This window comes from Arthrobacter sp. Soil_C_60 (assembly GCF_057656375.1).
Genome location: NZ_JBDGKM010000002.1, coordinates 1 through 23,166, shown reverse-complemented (window position 1 = coordinate 23,166; position 23,166 = coordinate 1). Strand labels below are relative to the sequence as shown.

At 67.6% G+C, this 23,166-nt stretch carries 18 protein-coding genes; 16 read left to right on the top strand and 2 right to left on the bottom strand.

The features are described from left to right. Positions 1–67 precede the first annotated feature (67 nt). The 16 genes from AC3A4M_RS03935 (at position 68) to AC3A4M_RS03860 (ending at position 19,678) form a co-directional block, all read left to right on the top strand. Positions 68–1,042, top strand: a complete 975-nt coding sequence (locus AC3A4M_RS03935) for an AAA family ATPase (protein WP_498734113.1) — start codon at positions 68–70, stop codon at positions 1,040–1,042. Continuing rightward, positions 1,042–2,385 carry a DUF58 domain-containing protein gene (locus AC3A4M_RS03930; protein ID WP_498734112.1) on the top strand — a complete coding sequence of 448 codons (1,344 nt, stop codon included), beginning with the start codon at positions 1,042–1,044 and terminating at the stop codon, positions 2,383–2,385. Before AC3A4M_RS03935 ends, AC3A4M_RS03930 begins: the two co-directional genes overlap by 1 nt. Beyond that, the gene (locus tag AC3A4M_RS03925) at positions 2,382–4,988 is read left to right on the top strand and encodes a transglutaminase TgpA family protein (RefSeq protein ID WP_498734111.1); all 2,607 of its coding nucleotides are present in this window, start codon (positions 2,382–2,384) and stop codon (positions 4,986–4,988) included. The genes AC3A4M_RS03930 and AC3A4M_RS03925 overlap by 4 nt, the downstream gene beginning before the upstream one ends. Further along, on the top strand, positions 4,973–6,334 hold the full coding sequence (locus tag AC3A4M_RS03920) for an RDD family protein (RefSeq protein WP_498734110.1): 1,362 nt from the start codon (positions 4,973–4,975) through the stop codon (positions 6,332–6,334). The genes AC3A4M_RS03925 and AC3A4M_RS03920 overlap by 16 nt, the downstream gene beginning before the upstream one ends. Continuing rightward, positions 6,331–7,185 carry a PP2C family protein-serine/threonine phosphatase gene (locus tag AC3A4M_RS03915; RefSeq protein ID WP_498734109.1) on the top strand — a complete coding sequence of 285 codons (855 nt, stop codon included), beginning with the start codon at positions 6,331–6,333 and terminating at the stop codon, positions 7,183–7,185. The genes AC3A4M_RS03920 and AC3A4M_RS03915 overlap by 4 nt, the downstream gene beginning before the upstream one ends. Next, on the top strand, positions 7,185–8,711 hold the full coding sequence (locus AC3A4M_RS03910; RefSeq protein ID WP_498734108.1) for an FHA domain-containing protein: 1,527 nt from the start codon (positions 7,185–7,187) through the stop codon (positions 8,709–8,711). Before AC3A4M_RS03915 ends, AC3A4M_RS03910 begins: the two co-directional genes overlap by 1 nt. After that, on the top strand, positions 8,708–10,339 hold the full coding sequence (locus AC3A4M_RS03905; protein WP_498734107.1) for a serine/threonine-protein kinase: 1,632 nt from the start codon (positions 8,708–8,710) through the stop codon (positions 10,337–10,339). Before AC3A4M_RS03910 ends, AC3A4M_RS03905 begins: the two co-directional genes overlap by 4 nt. A gap of 90 nt (positions 10,340–10,429) precedes the next feature. Beyond that, entirely contained in the window at positions 10,430–11,131 is a 702-nt protein-coding gene (locus AC3A4M_RS03900; protein ID WP_498728653.1) for a hypothetical protein, read from the top strand. Between the two features lie 56 nt (positions 11,132–11,187). Then, positions 11,188–13,419 carry an NAD-dependent DNA ligase LigA gene (gene ligA / locus AC3A4M_RS03895; protein WP_498734106.1) on the top strand — a complete coding sequence of 744 codons (2,232 nt, stop codon included), beginning with the start codon at positions 11,188–11,190 and terminating at the stop codon, positions 13,417–13,419. Between the two features lie 35 nt (positions 13,420–13,454). Next, on the top strand, positions 13,455–13,943 hold the full coding sequence (locus AC3A4M_RS03890; protein ID WP_498734105.1) for a DUF2087 domain-containing protein: 489 nt from the start codon (positions 13,455–13,457) through the stop codon (positions 13,941–13,943). Positions 13,944–14,001: 58 nt separating this feature from the next. Beyond that, positions 14,002–14,703 carry a hypothetical protein gene (locus AC3A4M_RS03885; RefSeq protein ID WP_498734104.1) on the top strand — a complete coding sequence of 234 codons (702 nt, stop codon included), beginning with the start codon at positions 14,002–14,004 and terminating at the stop codon, positions 14,701–14,703. An 85-nt stretch (positions 14,704–14,788) separates the two neighbouring features. Further along, positions 14,789–15,283, top strand: a complete 495-nt coding sequence (locus AC3A4M_RS03880; protein WP_498734103.1) for a GNAT family N-acetyltransferase — start codon at positions 14,789–14,791, stop codon at positions 15,281–15,283. Positions 15,284–15,341: 58 nt separating this feature from the next. Beyond that, positions 15,342–15,638 (top strand): Asp-tRNA(Asn)/Glu-tRNA(Gln) amidotransferase subunit GatC, encoded by a 297-nt coding sequence (gene gatC, locus AC3A4M_RS03875; protein WP_074698618.1) that lies wholly within the window; start codon positions 15,342–15,344, stop codon positions 15,636–15,638. Between the two features lie 4 nt (positions 15,639–15,642). Continuing rightward, positions 15,643–17,172: an Asp-tRNA(Asn)/Glu-tRNA(Gln) amidotransferase subunit GatA gene (gene gatA / locus AC3A4M_RS03870; RefSeq protein WP_498634888.1), complete on the top strand. Its 1,530-nt coding sequence runs from the start codon at positions 15,643–15,645 to the stop codon at positions 17,170–17,172. Beyond that, the gene (gatB, locus tag AC3A4M_RS03865) at positions 17,172–18,686 is read left to right on the top strand and encodes an Asp-tRNA(Asn)/Glu-tRNA(Gln) amidotransferase subunit GatB (RefSeq protein WP_498734102.1); all 1,515 of its coding nucleotides are present in this window, start codon (positions 17,172–17,174) and stop codon (positions 18,684–18,686) included. Before gatA ends, gatB begins: the two co-directional genes overlap by 1 nt. A 107-nt stretch (positions 18,687–18,793) precedes the next feature. Next, on the top strand, positions 18,794–19,678 hold the full coding sequence (locus tag AC3A4M_RS03860; protein ID WP_498734101.1) for an aminoglycoside phosphotransferase family protein: 885 nt from the start codon (positions 18,794–18,796) through the stop codon (positions 19,676–19,678). A 17-nt stretch (positions 19,679–19,695) separates the two neighbouring features. Here AC3A4M_RS03860 and AC3A4M_RS03855 read toward each other — a convergent pair whose 3' ends face one another. Next, entirely contained in the window at positions 19,696–20,751 is a 1,056-nt protein-coding gene (locus tag AC3A4M_RS03855) for a glycosyltransferase family 4 protein (RefSeq protein ID WP_498734100.1), read from the bottom strand. A gap of 14 nt (positions 20,752–20,765) precedes the next feature. Then, positions 20,766–22,922 carry an amylo-alpha-1,6-glucosidase gene (locus AC3A4M_RS03850; RefSeq protein ID WP_498734099.1) on the bottom strand — a complete coding sequence of 719 codons (2,157 nt, stop codon included), beginning with the start codon at positions 22,920–22,922 and terminating at the stop codon, positions 20,766–20,768. Positions 22,923–23,166: the final 244 nt, after the last annotated feature.

Sequence of the window (23,166 nt, the reverse complement as noted above, 5' to 3'; positions counted from 1 at the left end):
TCCGGCTCCGCACCTTTTGCCCCAACCGATTTATTACCGCCCTGTACAAGAGAAAGACACAATCCCCATGACGATGACAGCAGAGCAGGCCGATTGGTTCGCCGGAACCTTCGAGAAGCTGGTCGGCAACGTCGGCCAGGCCGTGCTGGGCAAGCCGCACGTGGTCAAGCTGATCCTGACCGCGATGCTCGCCGAAGGCCACGTGCTGCTCGAGGACGCGCCGGGCACGGGCAAGACCATGCTGGCGCGTTCGCTCGCGGCCACCGTGCAGGGCACCAACTCCCGCATCCAGTTCACGCCCGACCTGCTGCCCTCGGACGTCACGGGTATCACCATTTATGACCAGAAGACGCAGAATTTCGAGTTCCACAAGGGCCCGATCTTCGCCAACGTGGTGCTGGCGGACGAGATCAACCGCGCCTCGCCCAAGACCCAGTCCGCACTGCTGGAGGTCATGGAGGAATCCCGCGTGACGGTGGACGGCGTCACCTACGAGGCCGGCCGGCCGTTCATGGTCATCGCCACCCAGAACCCGATCGAGCAGGCCGGCACCTACCGCCTTCCCGAGGCCCAGCTGGACCGCTTCCTGATCAAGACTTCCATCGGCTACCCGGATCTGGCCTCCATCGTGGAGCTGCTCGGCGGCAGCACCACGCGGGACCGTTCGCTGGCGCTGAAGCCGATCATCACCACCGCGGCCGTGACCGACATGGCGGATCTGGCCACCACCAACCACACCGATACCGCGGTGCTGGAGTACGTCTCGCACCTCTGCGACGCCACCCGCACGGCCGACGAGACGCGGCTGGGCGTGTCCGTCCGCGGCGCACTGGCGATGGTCCGGGCGGCCAAGGTCTGGGCCGCAGTCCATGCCCGCAACTATGTGCTGCCGGACGACATCAAGGAACTGGCGCCCGTGGTCTGGACGCACCGTTTCGTGATGGACCCCGAGGCCGAATTCGCCGGCGCCACCCCCGAAGCCGTGCTCAAGCGAGTGCTGGCCGAGGTGGCCGCACCGCAGCAGCGCAGCGTCGCGGTTTAATGTCCACCACAAAAGCGGGTGCCGGCCGCGTCCGGCTCAAACGCCTGCTGCGCAAGGCAACACCGGAACGCAGCAGCAAACTGCATCCGGCGTCGCTGCTAAAGCTGGCCAGGGAGACGTCCGCGTTGGCCCGCGAGTTCCTGGCACCGCATTGGCAAAGAACGACGGCGGTACTCGCCAAATACGTCCAGCCGACGGTTTCCATCGTCTCGCCGCTGGGCTGGATTGTGCTGGGCACGGCCGTGCTGCTGTTTGGCCTCGGCGCCGCGTACGGCTGGGCCGAAGCGAAAGCCGGCGGACTGATGGCGGTGCTGCTGCTGCTGATCGCCGTCGGCTTTGTGCTCGGGCGCTCCTCCTATGGCGTGAAACTGGATCTCGCCCGCACCCGTGTGGCCGTGGGGGACCACGCCATCGGCAGCGTGGAAGTCACCAATACCGACCCCAAGCCCCTGCTGCCGGCCGCGCTGGAACTGCCGGTGGGCGCCTCCACCGCGGTGTTCCACCTGCCGCGGATGAAGCCGGGCCAGGTGCACGAGGACCTCTTCACCATCCCCACCCAGCGCCGCGCCGTCATCGTCGTCGGACCGGTGCGCTCGGTGCGGGCGGATCCGCTGGGCCTGCTGCGCCGGCAGATGATGTGGACCGAGCCGACCGACCTGTTTGTGCATCCGAAGACCACCGCGCTGATCGGCTCCGCCTCGGGCTTCATCCGTGATCTGGAAGGGCTGCCCACCAAGGATCTCTCCAGCGCGGACGTGTCCTTCCACGCGCTGCGCGACTACGTTCCGGGCGATGACCGCCGGCATATCCACTGGAAGACCACCGCCCGCACCAACGAGCTGATGGTCCGCCAGTTCGAGGAAACCCGCCGCGCCCATCTGGCGGTCGCCGTTTCCACGAACACCGAGGAGTACACCAGCGAGCATGACTTCGAGCTCGCCATCTCGGTAGCCGCCTCCATCGGCCTGCAGGCCATCCGGGAACAGCGCAACCTCTCGGTGCTCACGCAGCAGGGGCCGCTGCGGACCGAGACCGGGCGCAACCTGCTGGACGAAATGACCCGGATCGAAGGCCGGCCGCAACGCGCGACGGCGGTAGACCTGGCGCGGACCGCGGCCGACACGGTACCGAACGCCTCCGTCTTCTTCCTGGTGGTCGGCGAACATGTCACAGCCACGCAGCTGCGCCGTGCCGCGGCTGCCGTCCCGCCCGGCATCCGCGCCTTTGCCATCCGCTGCGCCCACGGACTGGACGCGGGCAAAGCCTCCATCGGCGATCTGACCGTCCTCTCACTGGGCAACCTGGACGACCTGGCCATCATTCTGCGAAAGGCTGCCGCATGAGCGCCCCCGACAGCCCCGGGAACGAACCTAGGCGCAGCCGCAGCCGGGCCACTGCACCACGGGAAGAGACCGACTCTCGCCGGAACCGGACCGCTGCACCCCGTGAGCAGGAACGCGCCGCATCACGCGCCTCTGGACTGCCTCCACAGGAACGCGGGCTGGTGCTGCCGCGTTCCTGGCAGCACCTCGGCATTGATGCCGCCGTGCTCACCCTGCTGCTGGGGATGGGCGTGCTCGGCTTCCACAACGTCTTCGCGGGCGAACCGCGCTATCTGGTCGCCGGGTTCGGCGGCGTCCTGGTCGGGCTTGGCCTGGCCCTGGCGTGCGCCTGGTACCGGCTGGGCCTGCTGGCCACCGCGACGGCCGGCCTGCTGACGTATGTGCTGCTCGGCAGCGCCTTTGCCGCGCCCACCCAGGCGATTGCCGACGTCGTACCTTCGCTGGAATCCCTACGCACCGTCCTGACCGGCTTCATCTTCGCCTGGAAGGACATCCTCACCGTCGCCGCGCCGGTGGGTGTCAACGGCGGCATGCTGGTGGTCCCGTTCCTGGGCTCGCTGGCCGCGGCACTGCTGGCCGGCACGCTGGCGTGGCGGATCAAGACCCCGTACTGGACAATTCTGCCCGTGACGGCGATGTTCATCCTGGGCATCGCGTTCGGCACCAACGCGCCCACGCTTCCGCTGCTGCGCGGCGTGCTGCTGGTGGCCGGGGCCGTATCGTGGCTGGCCTGGCGCCGGCACATTTCCCGCACGGACAGCACCGCCCATGTCTCCGCCAATCCGCAGGCCGCCGATGCCGCCGCCCACCGGACCGGCATGCTCCGGCGGCTGGGGCTGGGCGCCGGAGTGCTGGTGCTGGCGACGGCGGTCACCGCGCTGGCCGGCCCCGCGTTGACCGCAGGCGGTGAGCGCAAGGTGCTGCGCGACGTCGTTGTTCCCCCGGTGGAGCTGTACGACTACCCGTCGCCGCTGATGGACTTCCGCCAGTTTGTGAAGGACAAGTCCGAGGACACACTCTTCACGGTGCAGGGCCTCCCGACGGGGGAGCGGGTGCGGCTGGCCGCGCTGGATACGTACGACGGCGTGGTCTACAACGTGAATCCGCAAAGCGGCGGCAACTACGCACCCGTGGGCGACGCGCAGTCGCTGGGCAACGTGGAGGGCGACGGCGGAAACCCGAACTCGAACACTGCGCAGATGACGTTTAACATCGCCGACTACAACGGCGTGTGGCTGCCCGCCGGCGGACAGCTCAACGGCGTGGCGATGGACGGGCCGCGGGCCGACGAAGTGGCCGGATCCCTCTACTACAACGAACACTCCGAAACCGCGCTCTCCACCCGGTACATCCGGCCCGGCGACAACTACTCGGTCAATGTGTCCTTCCCGGCCAAGCCCGAGGACGGGCAGCTGGCCCAGTACGATTTCGCGCCGCTGAATCTGCCCGAACCAGAGCAGGTGCCGAACATCATCGGGACCAAGGCCAGCGAACTGGTGGGCGATGAAACCGTGCCGATCGAGCAGGTCCGGCAACTGGAGCGGAGCCTGCACGAGAACGGCTTCTTCTCCAACGGCAAGGAGGACGAGGCGCGCAGCCTCTCCGGGCACAGCGCCAGCCGGATGACCACGCTGCTGGACACCGAGCAGATGATTGGCGACGACGAGCAGTACGCGGTGGCGATGGCGCTGATGGCCCGCCATCTGGGCATGCCCGCCCGCGTGGTGATGGGCTTCTACCCGGATCCCAGCATCGAGCGCACCGCCGGACAACCGGTGGAGATCAAGGGCAAGGACGTCCACGCCTGGGTGGAGATCGCGTTCACCAATGCCGGCTGGGTGGCTTTCGACCCGACGCCGGACAAGGACAACGAGCCGACCCCGCCGCAGCAGCAGCCGAAGTCGACGCCGAAGCCGCAGGTGCTCCAGCCGCCGCCACCGCCGCAGGAACCGGCCGAGCTGCCGCCGGACTCCGCGCCGGAACCGCAGGACGCCGAGCAGAACGAGAAGGGCTTCTGGGAGCAGTGGGGCTGGCTGGTGACTGCCGTCGGCGTGGCCATGATTCCGCTGGCCATCCTGCTGATCCCGCTGCTGCTGATCGTCTGGCTGAAGCTGCGCCGCCGCAAGCGCCGCGCCGCCGAAGGCCTGCCCAGCACCCGGGTCAGCGGCGGCTGGAGCGAGGTCATGTCGCTGGCCACGGACATGGGCGCCAGCGCCAATGCCAAGGCCACCCGGCGCGAGCATGCCAGCGAGCTGGCGGACGCTTTCCCCGCGGCCTCCGGCACGACGACGGCGTTGGCGCACCGGGCGGATGCTGCCGTGTTCGGCGGCGTCGAGCCCACCGAGGTGCAGGTGCGCGAGTACTGGGACATGGTGGAGAAATCGCTGGACGAAATGGGCTCGTCGGTGGGCTTCTGGAAGCGCCAGCGGGCGCGGTTCTCGCCCCGCTCGCTGGTGGCCGAGGCACGCTTCCGGCTGTCACAAAAGCTCGGCAAGGGCGTGTCCGGCCGGTCCTTTGGCACCGCCGAGAGCACAAACCGTAAAGTAGAGTCACCGATCGAGGAACAACACAAGGGAGTGAGCCATACGTGGCAGCAAGACTGAACCTCGTCAGCGCCTCTGCTGGCAAGCGGGTCGGCGCGTGGCTGATCGACAAACTCCCTCCCGCCGTGCTGGTGGGCATCGGCTACGGCGTGGGCATGGCCGGGCTGCTGGGTGCAGCCGGTGCCGGCACTGAAGAGGCCGTGGCCTCCGCCGCCGCCGGCCTGTTCCTCTGGCTGGGCATCACCTCGCTGCTGGCCCTGGCCTACGGGATCTGGAAGTGGGGCTGGGAAGCGCGGACGGGTAAGACCCCGGGCAACGTTCTGCTCGGGCTGCGGACCTCCAACGAGGACGGCAACGCCCCCGGCTGGGCGGCCATCTTCATCCGCGGCCTGATCATCGCCATCGGCGGACTGGTCCCGGTTGTCGGTGCGGTCATCGTGGTCGTTTCCAACCTCTGGGACGCCAACCACCAGCGGCAGGGCTGGCACGACAAAGTCGCCAAGACCCTGGCCCTGGATGTGAACGCCGGCCGCGACCCGCTGACCACCGGCGGCCTCTACGGCCACAGCACCTTCACGCCGAACGGCGGGCCGGCGGGCGTTCCGCAGGCAAGTTATGCCGGGGCAGCCAGCGCTGGCGCCTCAACCGGCGCTCACGGTGCCGGGCTGATGGGAGAGCCGTCCGGTAACGGCGGTATCTCCGCCGGCGGCCCCGGTTCCGAGCCGGGCCCGCAGTGGCCGACCTTCGACGAGAATGCTGCCCGTTCGGGCGGCATCATCTCCGGCATCCCGGGCTTCAGCGGCACTCCCGCAGTCAGCACCCCCGCCGGCAACACGCCCGCCCGCGCCAACGCAGATAGGTCGGCCGCGCCTGCGGACACCTCGGCCGCGCTGGCGGATACCTCGGCCGCGCCCCTCACCGCGGCACCAGCCGCCCCGGACGTATCCGAAAGTCCGCAAGGAGGTTCCGCGCCCACTCAAGCACCGCCGTCGCACGTCGATGACGAGTTCGCGTACACCCGCGTCCGTCACGCCGCCCCAGCCCCCGCGGACGCAGCCGGTGCCGGGCAGGAACAGGCCGGCATCAAGATCCGCTTTGACGACGGCCGCGAGGTCGTTATTGGATCCCATGCGCTGATCGGCCGGAACCCGGCCGCCGCGGCAGGCGAAGAAGTGGACCAGCTGATCGACTTCGCCGATCTGGACCGCTCCGTTTCCAAGACCCATCTGGAACTGCGCGTCGAGGGCGGCGCCGTCTGGGTCAATGACCGCAATTCAACTAATGGCACCGCCGTGACCGGATCGGACGGCGTGCGCCAGCAGCTTGTCCCCGGTGCTCCGGTAGCGGCCAAGTCAGGAGCAACCGTGGAATTCGGCGACCGAAGCTTCGTCATTGGTCACGCATGACCCAGGGCAAACCGAGCCATATCGAGAACATCAGGCTCACAGTCGGATCGGGGACGGACCGCGGATTGCGGCGTGAGCTGAACGAGGACTCCTTCACCACCGCATCGCCGCTGTTTGCCGTGGCCGACGGCATGGGGGGCCACGAGGCCGGCGAAGTGGCCAGCCGGATCTGTGTGGAGACGATGACGGAGTACGTCCGCAGCCACGAGCTGGGTGCTGCCGAGCTGCAGCAGCTCATTGCGGATGCCGACCGGCGGATCCGGGCCGCTGCTGGCTCGCGCGCCGGCACCACGGTCACCGGCGCGGCGCTGGTTGAGGAACGCGGCGTGCCGTACTGGCTGGTGTTCAACGTGGGCGATTCGCGGACCTACCGGCTGAACCAGGGCATGTTGGAGCAGATCAGCGTTGACCACTCGGAAGTCCAGGAACTGCTGGAGGCCGGCCGGATCACCGCGCAGGAAGCGCTGGTCCATCCGCGCCGGCACGTGGTGACACGCGCCCTGGGCACCGGCGACGACTCGGAACCGGACTTCTGGATGCTTCCGGTCGAGGCCGGAGACCGCATGCTGATTTGTTCCGACGGCCTCACCTCAGAAGTCAGCGACGAGCACATCCACGCCATCCTCAGTTCCACGGTCCGTCCGCAGGATGCTGTCCAGGCGCTGATCCAGGCTGCGCTGTGCTCGGGCGGCCGCGACAACATCACCGCGATCGTCGTCGATGCGGCCGACGTGGCGCAGGACGCCGCGCAGGCAGCTACTGCGCCGCGTACCGAGGACGAAGAGACCGATACGTTGCCGCGGCTGGAGCCCGGCGGATCCGGGCCGGCGGGACAGCAGGGGCAGATCTGATGGCAGCAATTACCTACTGCCCGGGCCCCTGGCTCGGGCTGGTCCGCGGTGGCACCATCGTGCTGCTGGAACAGAGCGCCCGCGAAGACGTTGTCATGGCCGTGTGGGACGTACTCGGCACGCAGCCCGCACCGGAGTCCGTGCTCGGCTCCGTGGTGAGCGGTTATGGCATGGACCTGGCTTCGATACCGCAGTTCGCCATCGTGTCCTTCCAGGACAAGCTGCACGCGATCCTGCGCGGCGACGTGATCCTGAACAGCGACGGCGTGGGGACATCGGCCGAACTCTCCGGCGCGGGCGTGACCACCTGGACCGAGCGGCTGCTGCCTGCCCAGGAGCTGTTTGACCTGGTGATCAATGACGGGCGCGACGGCGGGGGCCGCTGGCTTCCGCTGGCCGAAGGCATCGTCCAACTGGGCGGCATCCGTGTCGGCGAGGACACAGCAGCCAGCCCGGCTCAACCAGCGGCAGGCCCAGTTGCCACTGCGCCAGGCACGGATGAAGCGCTCGAGCCCAAGGCCGAGCCCGTGAGCCAGTCAGGACCTGCTGACCCGCCTGCCTCTGACCGGTCCGAAACGGCTGGACCTGCCGAACGGGTATCGATGCACGAGGAACTCAATGTCCCGGAGGGCATCGAAGTCACCGGGATCTACGATCCTGATGCCCTGGACCAGGCGGACGACCTCGAGGACACGGTCGTCCATACCAAGGCCCAGCGCGCCAACCTGCCGCCGTCGACGGCCATCCCGTCGCCAGAGAACAAGGTGCCTGCGAGTCCGGCCCCGTCTCCGGCCGCCCCGGCGCAGCAGCCTGACCCGGCGCAGCGGTCCGCGCCGGCAAGCCTGATCGATTCCGTGCCGTGGCTGACGCCGTCGGCTTCCGCGCGGGCACGGGCGGCGGAGTCCGCTGCGGCTGAGGCTGCCCGGGATCTGCGCCCGGTGCCGCCGGTGGATCGGACAGCCGAAGCACCCGAGGGCGACCATGACGGGCAGACCCTGCTGCGCCGCGACCTCCCGAAGGCGCCCAAAACCGCTCCCGTTCCGGATCCGGCACAGCGGCCGGCCACCGGCCCGATGGTGCTGGCCCGCGTCTGCCCACAGGGGCATGCCAACCCGCCCACGAATTCCAACTGCAGCATCTGCGCGGCCGGACTGGCCGACGATGCCAGCCATGTGCAGCGCCCCAGCCTGGGCCGGATGCGGTTCTCCAGCGGGGAAATCATCGAGCTTGATCGCCCGGTGGTCGTCGGACGCCAGCCGTCCGCCTCGCGCGTGCAGGGCAACGGCATGCCGCGCCTGGTTCAGGTGCGCAGCGTCAGCGGCGACATTTCGCGTTCACATCTGGAGGTGCGGCTGGAAGGCTGGCACGTCATGCTGTGCGATCTGAAAGCAACCAACGGCACCATGCTGATCCGCGAAGGCCAGCCGCCGCGACGGCTGGGACATGGCGAATCCATGATCCTGCTCGACGGCGACATCGCCGACCTGGGAGACGGCATCTCGCTGCGGTTCGAGGACCTGCCGTGAGTTCCAAGCGTCCCCCCGCACCGCCGCCCGCGATCGAGGGCTACCGGTACGTCAGCCTGCTCGGTTCCGGTGGCTTCTCCGACGTCTATCTGTACGAACAGGACCGGCCTAAGCGCAAGGTTGCCGTCAAGGTCCTCGTTGCCGACCTGAAGACCCAAGGCGCGCGCCGCCGCTTCGAGTCCGAAGCGAACCTGATGGCGCAGCTGTCCACCCATCCGTTCATCGTGACCATTTACGAGGCGGACATCACCGGGGACGGCCACTCCTACCTGGCCATGGAGTACTGCTCGCGCCCGAGCCTGGATGTGCGCTACCGCAGCGGCCCGCTCGGTGTAGATGAAGTGCTCTCGCTCGGCATCCAGGTGGCCTCAGCGGTGGAAACCGCGCACCGCGCCGGGATTGTGCACCGGGACATCAAACCGGCCAACATCCTGGTCACGGACTACAGCCGGCCCGCGCTGACCGACTTCGGCATCTCCGGCACCACCGACAGCATCGACGACGACGCCGGCATGTCCATCCCGTGGTCCCCGCCCGAAGCGTTCCAGGGGGAGGGTGCCGACGGCATCAAGATCGACATCTGGGCTCTCGGCGCCACGCTCCACACCCTGCTGGCCGGCCGCTCGCCCTTCGTCCGGCCCGGCGGGGACAACTCGCAGCGCGAACTGATGAACCGGATCGCCACGTCACCGGTCCCGCCGTTGCGCCGCGCCGACGTGCCCGAATCCCTCGAACAGGCTCTCGCGACGGCGATGGCCAAGGCTCCGTCCTCAAGGTTCCCCACGGCCCACGCGTTCGCGCTGGCGCTGCAGCGGATCCAGGCGGAACTGAACCTTTCGGTCACACCCTTCGAAGTGCTGGAGGAAGCCCACCCGGGGGACGAACTGCCGCAGGACGACGGCGGGGAAGCCACCCGGGTGCGCCAGGTGGTCTCGATCGATCCGGACGCGACGACCAACTCGCCCACGGTTTTCCGCCCACGCTTCCCCGAGCGCACCAACAACCCGGATGACCGTACGGTTCTGCGGCCATCTCGCCGCGATACCGAGGAGTCCGGCGGTACGAGCCACGGCGGCCAGGCCGGCGGCTGGGTTCCGTCGCCGCCGGCGGGCGTGGAAAACACGGCGTACGACGGCGGAGCCGCCACCCAGCCCACCGTCGGCTTTGGTGACGCTCACCACGAAGGCGGGGACACCGCCGTCGTACCTCGCCGCCGGAAGAGTCTGGTTGGGATTATCGGCGGAGCCGCCGCGGTGGTTGTCCTGGCCGTGGCAGCAGTGCTGGTGGTCACTGCGCCGGAACCGGAAGCGGCCGAATCGCAGCCGCCGGTCAGCCAGCCGCCGGCCAACGCCATCGAGGGCTTGTCCGGAAATGTGGTGCCGCCGGAAGAGCTGGCGGGCAAGGTGGACGGGGACGAGGCCGTCTTCTCCTGGACCAATCCCGACAAGCGCGACGGCGACCTGTTCATCTGGACGCCGGTGACCGCGCTGGGCAAGGGCGAGCCGCAGCGGACGCCGGATCCGGGCGTGAGCATCCCGCTGGCCGAGAAGGACCGGACGTGCATCGAGGTGGTGGTGCTGCGGGCCAACGGAAAGGCATCGGACCCGGTCCGCGGCTGCGCCGACTAACCTAGAAGCAAACAACATCGTGCCACGGCCGGCTCAGCGGCTGTTAAACGTTGCACGATCAGACACGAGCGACCAAAAGGGGGACCAGCAGTGGCCGAAGTCAGCATCGAGTTCTGCGGTGAATGGTACGACGCCGGGGACGACGACGTATTCAGGATCGGCCGCGAAGGCGACCTGGAGATCGACGACAATCCGTACCTGCACCGGAAGTTCCTGGAGATCTGCCGGTACGAGAACATCTGGTGGCTGGCCAATGTCGGCTCGATGATCTCGGCGACGATCGCGGACACCAGCGGGGGCATGCAGGCCTGGCTGGCGCCCGGGGCGCGGATTCCCATGGTCTTCAGCCAGACCAACGTGGTCTTTACGGCCGGACCGACCACCTATGAGCTCTCGGTGCACGTCAAAACACCGTCCTTCCGGCAGGAAGCCCGGGACCACGACGCGGTGGGGGAGACGACCATCGGTCCGGTGATCTTCACGGATTCGCAGAAGGCACTCATCCTGGCCCTGGCCGAGCCCATGCTCAAGCGCGACGGCACGGGCCTGAGCTCCATCCCCTCCTCCTCGCAGGCTGCCGCCCGGCTGGGCTGGCCGATGACCAAGTTCAACCGCAAGCTGGACAACGTGTGCGACAAGCTGGACCGGGTGGGCGTGGCCGGGCTCCGGGGCGGCGGCGGAAAGCTGGCCACCAACCGGCGCGCACGGCTGGTGGAACACGCGGTCACCTCGCACTTGGTGACCGCTGCAGACCTGCCGCTCCTGGAGACCCAGCGGGATCCCGAAGACTGACCCGCTTGTCGTGGCGGATCCCGGCCACAGGCCGTGCTTTAGGGCAAGATAGTTCCGTGAGCAAAGTGGAAGTGCAGGCCAATGAAATCCCCAGTGACGCCCTCCGGGACGAGTACGAGCAGCTGACCGAGGACGTCCGGCGCTACCGCTACGCGTACTACAACGAGGACGCCCCGCTGGTCTCCGACGCCGAGTTCGATCGGCTCTACCGGCGGCTGGAGGAAATCGAAGCGCTGCACCCGGAGATGGTGGCCAACGATTCGCCCACGCAGGAAGTCGGCGGCGAAGTGTCCGCGGCCTTCACCCCGGTGCAGCACCTGCAGCGGATGTACTCGCTGGAGGACGTGTTCTCCCTCGATGAGCTTCAGGTGTGGGTCAGCCGGGCGTCGTCGTCGGTGGAAAAACTCGGCCGCGCGCAGGACCTGAAGTGGCTCACGGAGGTCAAGATCGACGGGCTGGCCGTCAACCTGTTGTACCGCGACGGCGAGCTGGTCCGGGCCGCCACCCGCGGCGACGGCCACACCGGTGAGGACATCACCCACAACGCGCTGACCCTCAAGGACATCCCGCGCCGGCTCAAGGGCAAGAACCTGCCGGCCGAAGTGGAGATCCGGGGCGAGGTCTTCATCCCCTCTAAGGCGTTCCTGGAGCTGAACGAGAAGATGGTGGAGGCCGGCAAGGCGCCGTTCGCCAATCCGCGCAATGCCGCTGCGGGATCCTTGCGGCAGAAGGATCCTGCCCTGACCGCGCAGCGGCCGCTGAGCATGTTTGTCCACGGCATCGGCGCCCGCGAGGGCCTGTCCGCGGGCAGCCAGTCGGAGACCTACGCGCTGCTGAAGGAGTGGGGCCTGCCCACGAGCCCCTACTTCAAGGTGCTGGACAGCTACGAGGAGGTGCTGGAGTTCATCCAGCACTTCGGCGACCACCGGCATGACCTGCTGCACGAGATCGACGGCATTGTCATCAAGGTCGACGACTTCGGGCTGCAGCGCGGCCTGGGCCACACCTCGCGGGTGCCGCGCTGGGCGGTTGCCTACAAGTACCCGCCGGAGGAAGTGCACACCAAACTGCTGGACATCCAGGTCAACGTGGGCCGCACCGGCCGGGTCACGCCGTACGGGGTGATGGAGCCGGTGAAGGTGGCCGGCTCCACCGTGGAGATGGCCACCCTGCACAACCAGGACGTGGTGAAGGCCAAGGGCGTGCTGATCGGCGACACGGTGGTGCTGCGCAAGGCCGGGGACGTGATTCCGGAAATCGTCGGACCCGTGGTGGCGCTGCGGGACGGCTCCGAACGCGAGTTCGTGATGCCCACCGAATGCCCGTCTTGCGGCACGCCGCTGGCGCCGGCCAAAGAAGGCGACGTCGACATCCGCTGCCCCAACGCGCGGTCCTGTCCCTCGCAGTTGCGCGAACGGGTCTTCCATCTGGCCGGCCGCGGCGCGTTCGATATCGAGGCGCTCGGCTGGGAAGCCGCGATCGCGCTCACCCAGCCGGCCGAACCGGCGCAGCCGCCGCTGACCACCGAGGCCAACGTCTTCGACCTCACCCCGGAGATGCTGGCGGACGTGAAGATCGCCCGCGAGAAGAAGTCCAAAGGCGTAGGCACCGGCGAGATCGAACTGGTGCCCTACTTCTACACGAAGGGGACCCCCAAGAAACCCTCGGAGCCGAGCGCCAATACGCGCAAGCTTTTCACTGAGCTGGAAAAGGCCAAGGGCCAGCCGCTGTGGCGGGTCCTCGTGGCCTTGTCCATCCGGCACGTCGGGCCCACTGCCTCGCGCGCGCTGGCGTCGGCGTTCGGGTCCATGGAGGCTATCCGTGCGGCATCGGAAGAGCAGCTCGCGGACGTCGACGGGGTGGGACCGATCATCGCCCGCGCCCTCATCGAGTGGTTCGAGGTGGACTGGCACCGCGAAATCGTGGACACGTGGGCCGCGGCGGGGGTGCGGATGGCGGACGAGGTGGACGAGAGCAAGCCCCGCACGCTGGAGGGGCTGACCATCGTGGTGACCGGCTCGCTGGAGAACTTCAGCCGGGACGAAGCCAAGGAAGCCATCATCAGCCGCGGCGGCAAGGCCTCCGGCTCCGTGTCGAAGAAGACGGACTATGTGGTTGCGGGGGAGAGCGCCGGGTCCAAGCTGGACAAGGCCGAGCAGCTGGGCCTGCACGTGCTGGACGAGGAAGGCTTCGTCAAACTGCTGGAAAACGGACCGGATAAGGCTATGGCAGGCACGGCAGAAACCGGCGCAGCCGAATCCGGTCCGGAGGGTGCCGGCGCAGACTGAAGCAACGCGCGGACTGAGCTGTAAGGAGGAGCCGCATGGAGGGCGAGAGGCACCAGGATCAGCCGGTGAGCTGGCAGGCCATCATGGCGGCGCTGGCCAGTTCCAGGCTGCGCGAGCTTTATGCCGCCTTCGTCCTGGGCCAGCAGCCTGAGCTATCGGCCAAGGAACGGAAAAAGCTGCTGGATTCCTCGCTGCTGAACGACGACGGCGGACGGCTCGTGGTGAACGAGCAGGCCTTCAAGGCAGCGCTTGCCGGTGCCCGCCGTGCCGAGCCCGAAGGCGCGGAACGCTTCCTCCTCGCGGGCCGGATCGAGGGGCTGCCCAAGCGGGCGACGGACCGCCTGAAGCTGTTCGAGTTCCTGATCCCGCAGATCATCGGCCCCGATGCGACGCTGACGGAGAAGCAGTTGAATGCGAAGCTCGCGGCTTTTACCGATGACGTGCCTCTGCTCCGGCGTGCCCTGGTGGACTACGGCTACCTGGACCGGGAGCGGGACGGCAGCGCCTACCGCCGCGCCCGCTGACGCCGCCTGGCCATTGAGCGGGCGGGAGCCGGATGGCACGATGGAAGGGTGAGCGGGCATGAATGAGTTCTTTGCCGACTTTCCCTGGTGGTGGGCCATCTGGATTGGAGTCGCGGTATTCTCCGGTGCCGGCAAGAAAATGTCGCACGTGAAGAAACGCCATCGCCGGAAAGCTGAACGCCGGCGCGTCGAAGCGCGGGCGGAGGCCGAACACCGCCGGCAGGCCAAGGCCTGGGAGGCGCAGCGCGTCAGCGACATCGAAGCCCTGATGGCGGACCATGACCGGGTCAACGCCCGCTGGCTGGAATACGAGCTGGATGTCGCCAAGCTGATCGATTACCCGATGATGTCCGACGTGCGCGAGCCCCTGACCGTGGACTTCCTGCGCGCCAAACGCGTGGCCGACGCGCTGCGGCCGGGCAGCGCCGCCGAAATTACCACCGACGCGCGGCTGCTGGAATACCGCGACGCAGTCCGCGCCTTCGAGTTGGCTTTCGAGATTGCCGAACGCGAGGCCCGGCGGATCAAGGACCAGCACTTCAGCGGCCCCGAACGCCAGCGGCTCAATACCGCCAGAAGGCTGCTGACGCTCGCTGTCGACGAGGCGGCCACGGGAGCCGAGCGCCAGCTGGCCTACCTGCGGGCGCGCAAGGAGCTGGACGGCCTGCTCGCCCTGCCGGAGGAAGCCATCGCCGCGCTCGAACAACGCATTGCGCCGCAGCTGGCCCCGCGGGCACAGTGGCCTGAACCACTCCGGTAGCCGGCCACCGCCAGTGGTGAGGCAGAATTGATAGGCGGCCGCCGCCGTCGTACTTCCAATTGACCCCTGAGGACTGCATTACCTGATGAGCATTAGCATCCGCCCGGCCACCGAAGCCGATTACGACGACGTTGCCCGGATCACGCGGGAGGCCTACGTCCACGGCGGGCACATCGCCGAGGGCGACGGCTACCTGGAGATGCTCGGTGATGTTGCCCACCGCGCCCGGCACGCCGTCGTCTGGGTCGCCGAACTGGACGGCAAGGTTGCCGGGTCCGTGGCGCTGAGCTTCGAGGGGCAGGAGTACTCCGATATCGCGCGTGCCGGGGAGCTGGAGTTCCGCATGCTGGCGGTGGATCCGGCGATCCAGCGCGCCGGGATCGGCCGGGCCATGGTGGAGGCCATTGTCGATTACGCCCGCACGGTGGAGGGCATCCACTCGGTCAGCCTCACCAGTATCGAAAATATGACGAACGCGCACCGGCTGTACGAATCGCTGGGCTTCGAGCGGATCCGCGAGCGGGACTGGAAGCATGAGGATACCGGGCTGTTCGTGTTCGTCAAGACACTGGAATCCTGAGCGCCGGGCCAAGAAGTAGACTGTTCTAGAAAACCCAATCCATTCGCGTAGGAGACTCATGTCTGAGATCAATCGTGAGGCCGTGGCGCATCTGGCGCGGCTGGCCCACATTGAGATGACCGCAGGAGAGCTGGACAAGATGGCCGGCGAACTCGACGTCATCGTTGACTCGATCAAATCCGTCCAGGAAGCGGCTGGGCCTGATGTGCCCGCCACTTCGCACCCCATCCCGCTGGCCAATGTGTTCCGCGAGGACGTTGTCGGCGAGACCCTGACCCAGGAGCAAGCGCTCTCCGGTGCGCCGGATTCGGCCGACGGCCGCTTCAAGGTCCCCGCCATTCTGGACGAGGAGTAAAGACATGAGTGAACTGACCCGACACAGCGCTGCCCGGCTGGCGGAAATGCTGGCCGCCAAGGAAGTCACCTCCGTGGAGGTCACCCAGGCGCACCTGGACCGCATCGCCGAGGTTGACGGCAACATCAACGCCTTCCTGCACGTGAACACCGAGGAAGCGCTGGCCGTCGCCGCGGACGTGGACAAGGCCCGCGCCGCCGGCGAGGACCTGCCGGCGCTGGCCGGTGTGCCCATTGCCATCAAGGACCTGATCGTCACCGTCGGCCAGCCCACCACGGCCGGCTCGAAGATGCTCGAGGGCTGGATGAGCCCGTACGACGCCACGGTCATCAAGAAGATCCGCGCGGCCCGGATGCCGATGCTGGGCAAGACCAACCTGGACGAGTTCGCGATGGGTTCCTCCACCGAGCACTCCGCCTACGGCCCCACCCGCAATCCGTGGGACCTGAGCCGCATTCCCGGTGGTTCCGGCGGTGGCTCCGCGGCCGCCGTCGCCGCGTTCGAGGCCCCGCTGGCGCTGGGCACGGACACCGGCGGTTCCATCCGCCAGCCGGCCGCGGTCACCGGTTCGGTGGGCGTGAAGCCGACCTACGGCGGGGTTTCCCGCTACGGCGCCATCGCCATGGCCTCCTCGCTGGACCAGATCGGCCCGGTCTCGCGCACGGTGCTGGACTCGGCGCTGCTGCACGAGGTCATCGGCGGCCACGACCCGCATGACTCCACCTCGCTGACCGATCCGGTGGGCTCGCTGGTCGAGGCCGCGAAGACCGGAAACGTTGCCGGCATGAAGATCGGCGTCATCAAGGAACTGCAGGGCGAAGGCTACGACGAGGGCGTGCTGGCACGCTTCCACGAGTCGCTGGAGCTGCTGCGCGACGCTGGCGCCGAGATCGTCGAGGTCTCCTGCCCGAACTTCAAGTACGCCCTGGGTGCGTACTACCTGATCATGCCCTCGGAGGCTTCCTCCAACCTGGCAAAGTACGACGGCGTCCGGTTCGGTCACCGGGTATTGCCGGCCGAGAGCCCGCTCACCATCGAGCGCGTCATGGGCGCCACGCGTGCCGCCGGCTTCGGCGACGAGGTCAAGCGCCGCATCATTCTGGGCACCTACGCCCTGTCCGCGGGCTACTACGACGCCTACTACGGCTCGGCGCAGAAGGTCCGCACCCTGATCCAGCGGGACTTCGACGCAGCGTTCGCACAGGCCGACGTGCTGATCTCCCCGACCTCCCCGGTCCCGGCGTTCAAGCTGGGGGAGAAGCTGAACGATCCGCTGGCCATGTACCTGAATGACGTTGCCACCATTCCGGCCAACCTGGCCGGCATCCCGGGCATCTCCATCCCGGGCGGCCTGGCCGACGGCCTGCCGGTGGGCATCCAGTTCCTAGCCCCCGCCCGCGAGGACGCCCGCCTGTACCGCGCCGGCCACGTGCTGGAAACCTTGCTTGAGGAAAAGTGGGGCGGCCCGCTGCTGTCCCAGGCCCCCGACCTTCGCCAGTTCAGCGGCGCCGAAACCACTTCAGGAGCCAAATAATGTCTGCTGTCACGGAAGAGATCCTGTCCTTCGAAGAGGCCATGGAGAAGTACGATCCGGTGCTCGGTTTCGAGGTCCACGTGGAGCTCAACACCAAGACCAAGATGTTCTCCTCGGCGCCCAACGTGTTCGGCGATGAGCCCAACACGGCCGTCACCCCGGTGGACCTGGGCCTGCCCGGCGTTCTGCCAGCGGTCAACAAGGCTGCGGTGGAGTCCTCCATCAAGATCGGCCTGGCCTTGGGCTGCAAGATTGCCCCGTCCTGCACCTTTGCCCGGAAGCAGTACTTCTACCCGGACACGCCCAAGAACTTCCAGACCTCGCAGTACGAGGACCCGATCGCTTTCGACGGTTCCATCGACATCGAGCTCGAAGACGGCACCGTCTTCACAGTGGAGATCGAGCGAGCCCACATGGAGGAGGACGCCGGCAAGCTGACCCACATGGGCGGCGCCACCGGACGCATCCAGGGCGCGGATTTCTCCCTGGTGGACTACAACCGCGCCGGCGTGCCGCTGGTGGAAATCGTGACCAAGCCGATCGAGGGTGCCGGTTCCCGGGCCCCCGAACTGGCCAAGGCCTACGTGGCCGCCATCCGCGAGATCGTCAAGAACCTGGGCGTTTCCGACGCGAAGATGGAACGCGGCAATGTGCGCTGCGACGCCAACGTCTCGCTCCGCCCGTACGGGCAGGAGAAGTTCGGCACGCGCTCGGAGACCAAGAACGTGAACTCGCTGCGCGCCGTCGAACGTGCGGTGCGCTTCGAGATCCAGCGCCACGCTGCGGTGCTGGACTCCGGCGAGAAGGTTGTCCAGGAGACCCGCCACTGGCACGAGGACACCCGCTCCACCACTTCGGGCCGGCCCAAGTCGGACGCCGATGACTACCGGTACTTCCCGGAGCCGGATCTGCTGCCGGTGGTGACCACCGAGGAGTGGATCGAGGAACTGCGCGCCCAGCTGCCCGAGCCGCCGGCCGAGCGCCGCAAGCGACTGAAGACAGACTGGGGCTACTCGGACGCGGAGTTCCGCGACGTGGTCAACGCCGGCGTCATGGATGCCATCGAAGAGACCATCGCCGCCGGTGCCTCCGCCGCCGTCGCCCGCAAATGGTGGATGGGCGAGGTCTCTCGCCGCGCGAAGGAAGCCGAAGTGGATCCGGTGGACGTCGGCGTCACTCCCGAGCTGATCGTGGAACTGGACAAGCTGGTCCAGGCCGGCAAGATCAACGACAAGCTCTCCCGCCAGGTGCTCGACGGCGTCCTCGCCGGCGAGGGAACCCCGGAAGAGGTCATCGAGAAGCGCGGCCTGGCCGTGGTGTCCGACGACGGCCCGCTGCTCGAGGCGATCGACGCCGCCCTGGCCGCCCAGCCGGATGTCGCGGAGAAGATCCGCGGCGGCAAGGTGCAGGCAGCCGGCGCGATTGTCGGCGGCGTCATGAAGGCCACCCGCGGCCAGGCGGACGCCGGCCGCGTGCGCGAGCTGATCTTCGAACGCCTCGGCGTCCAAGGCTAGCGCCCGCTTTCCCGTTCCCTTTTCCCTCACCCGATCGAGTGAGCAGATAACGCCCTTCCGACACCCCGGAAAGGGCGTTATCTGCTCATTGGATGGAAAATGGTCCAATGCCCCTCATGCCCGCCGCGGACATCGACGTGACCGAGCCACTGGTCCGGCGCCTGCTCACCGAGCAGTTCCCCGACCTGGCCGGGCTGCCCCTGCGCCTGGCGGCCAACGGCTGGGACAACGCCATCTTCCGCCTCGGCGGCACGCTGGCGGTGAGACTGCCCCGGCGCGAGGCGGCCGCGCACCTGATCGAGCACGAACAGCGTTGGCTACCCCAGCTGACCCGCGGCCTGGCCATGCTCACACCGGCCCCGGTCCGGTGCGGGACGCCGTCGTCGTTGTTCCCCTGGCCTTGGTCCGTCACTCCGTGGATTCACGGTACGACGGCGGCCGCGCAGCCCTTTTCCGCCCGGCGGGCCTGGGCGGCCGAACTGGCTGGGTTCGTGGACCGCTTCCAGCAGCCCGCTCTCGGTGACGCCCCCGTCAACCCCGTCCGCGGGGTGCCCCTGCGCATGCGGGACGAACATGTCCGGCGGCGGCTGGCCGGCGGTCTGGTTCCGCGGGCTCGCGAGGCGGAGCGGCTCTGGAGCACCCTCGCCGCGCTGCCACCCTGGCAAGGTCCCGCGCTGTGGCTGCACGGGGACCTGCATCCGGCCAACCTCGTTACGCTGGACGGGATGCTGGCAGGGGTGATCGACTTCGGCGACCTGACTGCCGGCGACCCCGCCACCGATCTGGCCGCGGCCTGGCTGGTCTTCGACACGGAGGGCCGGCGGATCTTCAGGGAGCATCTGGACGCCCGCCGCGAGATCGCCACCGCGACCTGGCAGCGGGGCCGCGGCTGGGCGCTGGTCTTGGCGACGGCGCTGCTGGCGCATTCCGATGACAATCAGGCCTTCCGGCAGCTGGGTCACGACGTGCTGGCACAGGTGCTCGACGGCTGATCCCGCCGGAGGCAGCCTCAGGCGACCACAATCGGACTGCCGGCGCGGCGGCGCGCGCCTTGGGCGACGACGTCGGTGAAGAACCGCAGATGTTCCTCGGCCATGCGCGCGGCGCTGAAGTAAGTTTCGGTGACTTGGCGGCACCGGCGTCTGTCCAAGGTGTCTGCCTGCTGAAGTGCGACGGCGAGCTGGTGGTTTCCGCGGCGCAGGAAGCCGGTCACTCCGTCCTCGATGATTTCCGGGGCAGAGCCGCGCAGCGTGGCGATGACCGGCGTACCCGTGGCCATGGCTTCGATCATGACCATGCCGAAGGGCTCGGGCCATTGGATGGGGTTCAGCAGGGCGATCGAACCGCCCAGCAGTTCATACTTCTCCGGGGCCGTCAGCTCGCCCAGGAATTCGATGGGCGGCTTCAGCTGGGGCCTGATGGCGGCGTCGAAAAAGTCGCGCTCTTCGTTTTCCATCACCCGTGCGGCAATGCGCAGCGGGACGCCGGCTTCGCGTGCTATTTCGATCGCCTGCAGAGGACCTTTGTCCGGATGCATCCTTCCCAGGAAGCAGGCGTAGCCGCCGTCGCCGTCGCCCAGCGGAACCGTTGAGGCGTCGATGCCATGGTGAATGACCTGGCGGACCGAAACTTCAGGAGCGGAGACCGCCTGATGCCGGGAAATGGCGATCAGCGGCGTATGGGTTGCGATGGCGCGGTAGACAGTTCGGAACGATCCCGTCAGGGGGCCGTGGGCGGTGGTGACCAGCGGGACACCCGGCGGACGGTGGCGCGACAAAGGCCCGGCGAGCGTATGGTCATGGATGATGTCGACGCCGTCCAACGCCTCATGGGCCAGGACTACATGGGTCAGTTCATCCACGGCGGCCCCTAGGGTGCTGATCTGCCGCGCGGGCAGTCCGCACACTTTCGGTACCGGGCAGTCGCTGTCTTCGGCTGCTACCAGGCTGACCTCGTGGCCGGCGGACATGAACTCCCGGGCGAGGGAATCGATGACGGCCTCGATGCCCCCGTAGCCGCACGGCGGGACAGCGATCCAAGGTGGGGCGACGACGCCGATGCGCATGTGGTGCTCCTGCGCTAGTTCCCGGTGTTGCTTGCGTAGACATCCAGCAGATCTGCCAGCGGCTTGCGCGGTTTTCGATGCAGCTCGATGGATTCCGGAATGCCGTCCACCTCGGTCTGCCCGTCGGCCACGGTTACGGAAATTCGTGCGCCTGCCAGCGGCAGGTTGGTGACGTGGAGTGGTCCCAGCTCGGCCGGAATCTGCGGTGCCAGCCAAAGACCGTTGTGCGTCATGCATGGATCGAACCTCAGCAGCACCCGCATGAGATGTACGGGCGCGGCCGCGGCCCAGGCCTGCGGTGAGCAGGATGTCGGATAGGCGACCGGCACCGGATACGAATCCCGGTCCAGTCCGCAGAACAGCTCCGGCAGCCGCCCGCCGAACTGGGTAGCCGCGTTAAACAGGGCCAGGGCAATCCGCTTCGCCTCGTCCATGAAGCCGTAGCGCATCAGTCCGGCGGCGATGAGGGCGTTGTCATGCGGCCACACCGATCCGTTGTGGTAGCTGGCCGGGTTGTAGGCGCCCATATCCGACGCCAAGGTGCGTACGCCCCAGCCGCAGAACATTTCGGGGGACATCAGGCGCCGGGCCACCAGCGGCGCCTTGTCGTTGTCCACGATTCCGCTCCACAGGCAGTGGCCCATATTGGAAGCGCAGGAGTCCACCGGGCGCTTGTCGTGGTCCAGGGCGATGGCGAAGTAGCCGCGGTCCTCGAGCCAGAACCGGTCGTTGAATGCCGTTTTCAGATCGGCCGCCCGGGATCCCCAGTGGGCCGCCAGCTCGTTGTCGCCGGCACTCTGCGCCATCAGTGCCCGGCTGATGTAGGCCGCATAGACGTAGCCCTGGACCTCGCACAAGGCGATCGGGGGCGAAGCCAGTCTTCCGTCGGCGAAATTGACCCCGTCCCAGGAGTCTTTCCAGCCCTGGTTCAGCAGGCCTTTGTCGGTGGCCCTCGCGTACTCCACGAACCCGTCGCCGTCGATGTCGCCGTACTGCGTGATCCAATCCAGGGCTTTGTCGACCGCGGGCAGGAGGGACCCTTCGACTTCGGGCCAGAAGCCCCAGCGGGTCAACTCGCCGGCCAGCGTGACGAACAGCGGCGTCGCGTCGACAGATCCGTAGTAGGCGTTGTCGCCGCCGAGCAGCTGTCCGGCGCTGGCTCCGAATCGGACTTCGTGGAGGATCTTTCCGGGCTGCTCCTCGCTGCGCGGGTCCACCTCGGTGCCTTGCCGCTCGGCCAGGGTCTGCAGTGTGCCGAGGGCCAGTGACGGATCAAGGGGCAGGGTCATGAAGGATGTCAGCAGCGAATCCCGCCCGAAGAGCGCCATGAACCACGGCGATCCAGCCGCCACCACCACGCGGCCGGGATGATCCGGGTCGAAAATGCGCAGCGAACCAAGGTCAGCCTGGCTCTGTTCGAGTACCTTTTCGAAGTCCTTGTTTTCCATCCGGGCCAGCGGAACGTTTCTGCGCCATTCCATCAGCCGTTCCTCGGGCAGGGTCGAATGCACCTGCACGCGCGGATTGAGGTCCTCCAGGGAACGGCTCCGGTCCATATCCGGCAGGGCCGTGAATGATCCAGTCCATTTCTGCTGCGGGGGGATCACCACGCTGTAACTGATACGGTTCCCGGCGATCTCGGCGCCCTCCGCGGCCACGACGATCCTGGCGGTGATCGGCAGACCCTCGGACTCGATGATCAGGTTATCCGTGTGCCGCTCGGCCGGCTGCGCGTGGGCAACCTCCTTCAAGCCCGCTTTCACCTCGAACAGGTCGGCGAAATCCGCTCCTACGGTCAGTTGGACCTGGCAGGCCGCGGGTTCCCGGGAGTGGTTGGAAACTGTCACTTCCTCGTGGACCCCGTGGTTCAGGCTCCGACGGCGCTCGACCAGCAGATTGCTGTCGGCGAGCCCGTCTGTGCGTTCTGCCCGGCCGATGAAAACGGCGCGGTACGGGTCGTAAAGAATGGCTTCCAGCGGCTCGACCGGCCGGCCGTTGACGGACAAAGCCCAGTCCGAAATGAACCGCGTGTCGCGATAGAAGAATCCGTGCGGCCGTTCCGGGTTCATGTCCCCGTTGGCAAAGGAAATGCAGAAGGACGTTCCCTGAAGGAGGGTCACGGCGCCCTCGCCGGCGGAACCGGCGGTATTTTCGTCGCTCCACCCGGTCATGATGCGGCCGTTCCGGATGCCCGGGCTGTGAAACGTCTATCCACTGCCTTCCGGACCATGCCAGCTGAATGAACAATCACGCGCAACTTGCCGTCCACAGCATGCTCCGTCAGGTAGGTTTCCTCTACCCCCAACTAACATGGAAGCACCAAAAACGACCGGTGGAAAGACCCCGCGTTGACTCATCAAAGATGCCCGCGTAGCTGCTATCGAAGAATCATTGGATAATGCCCGCGTAGCGGTG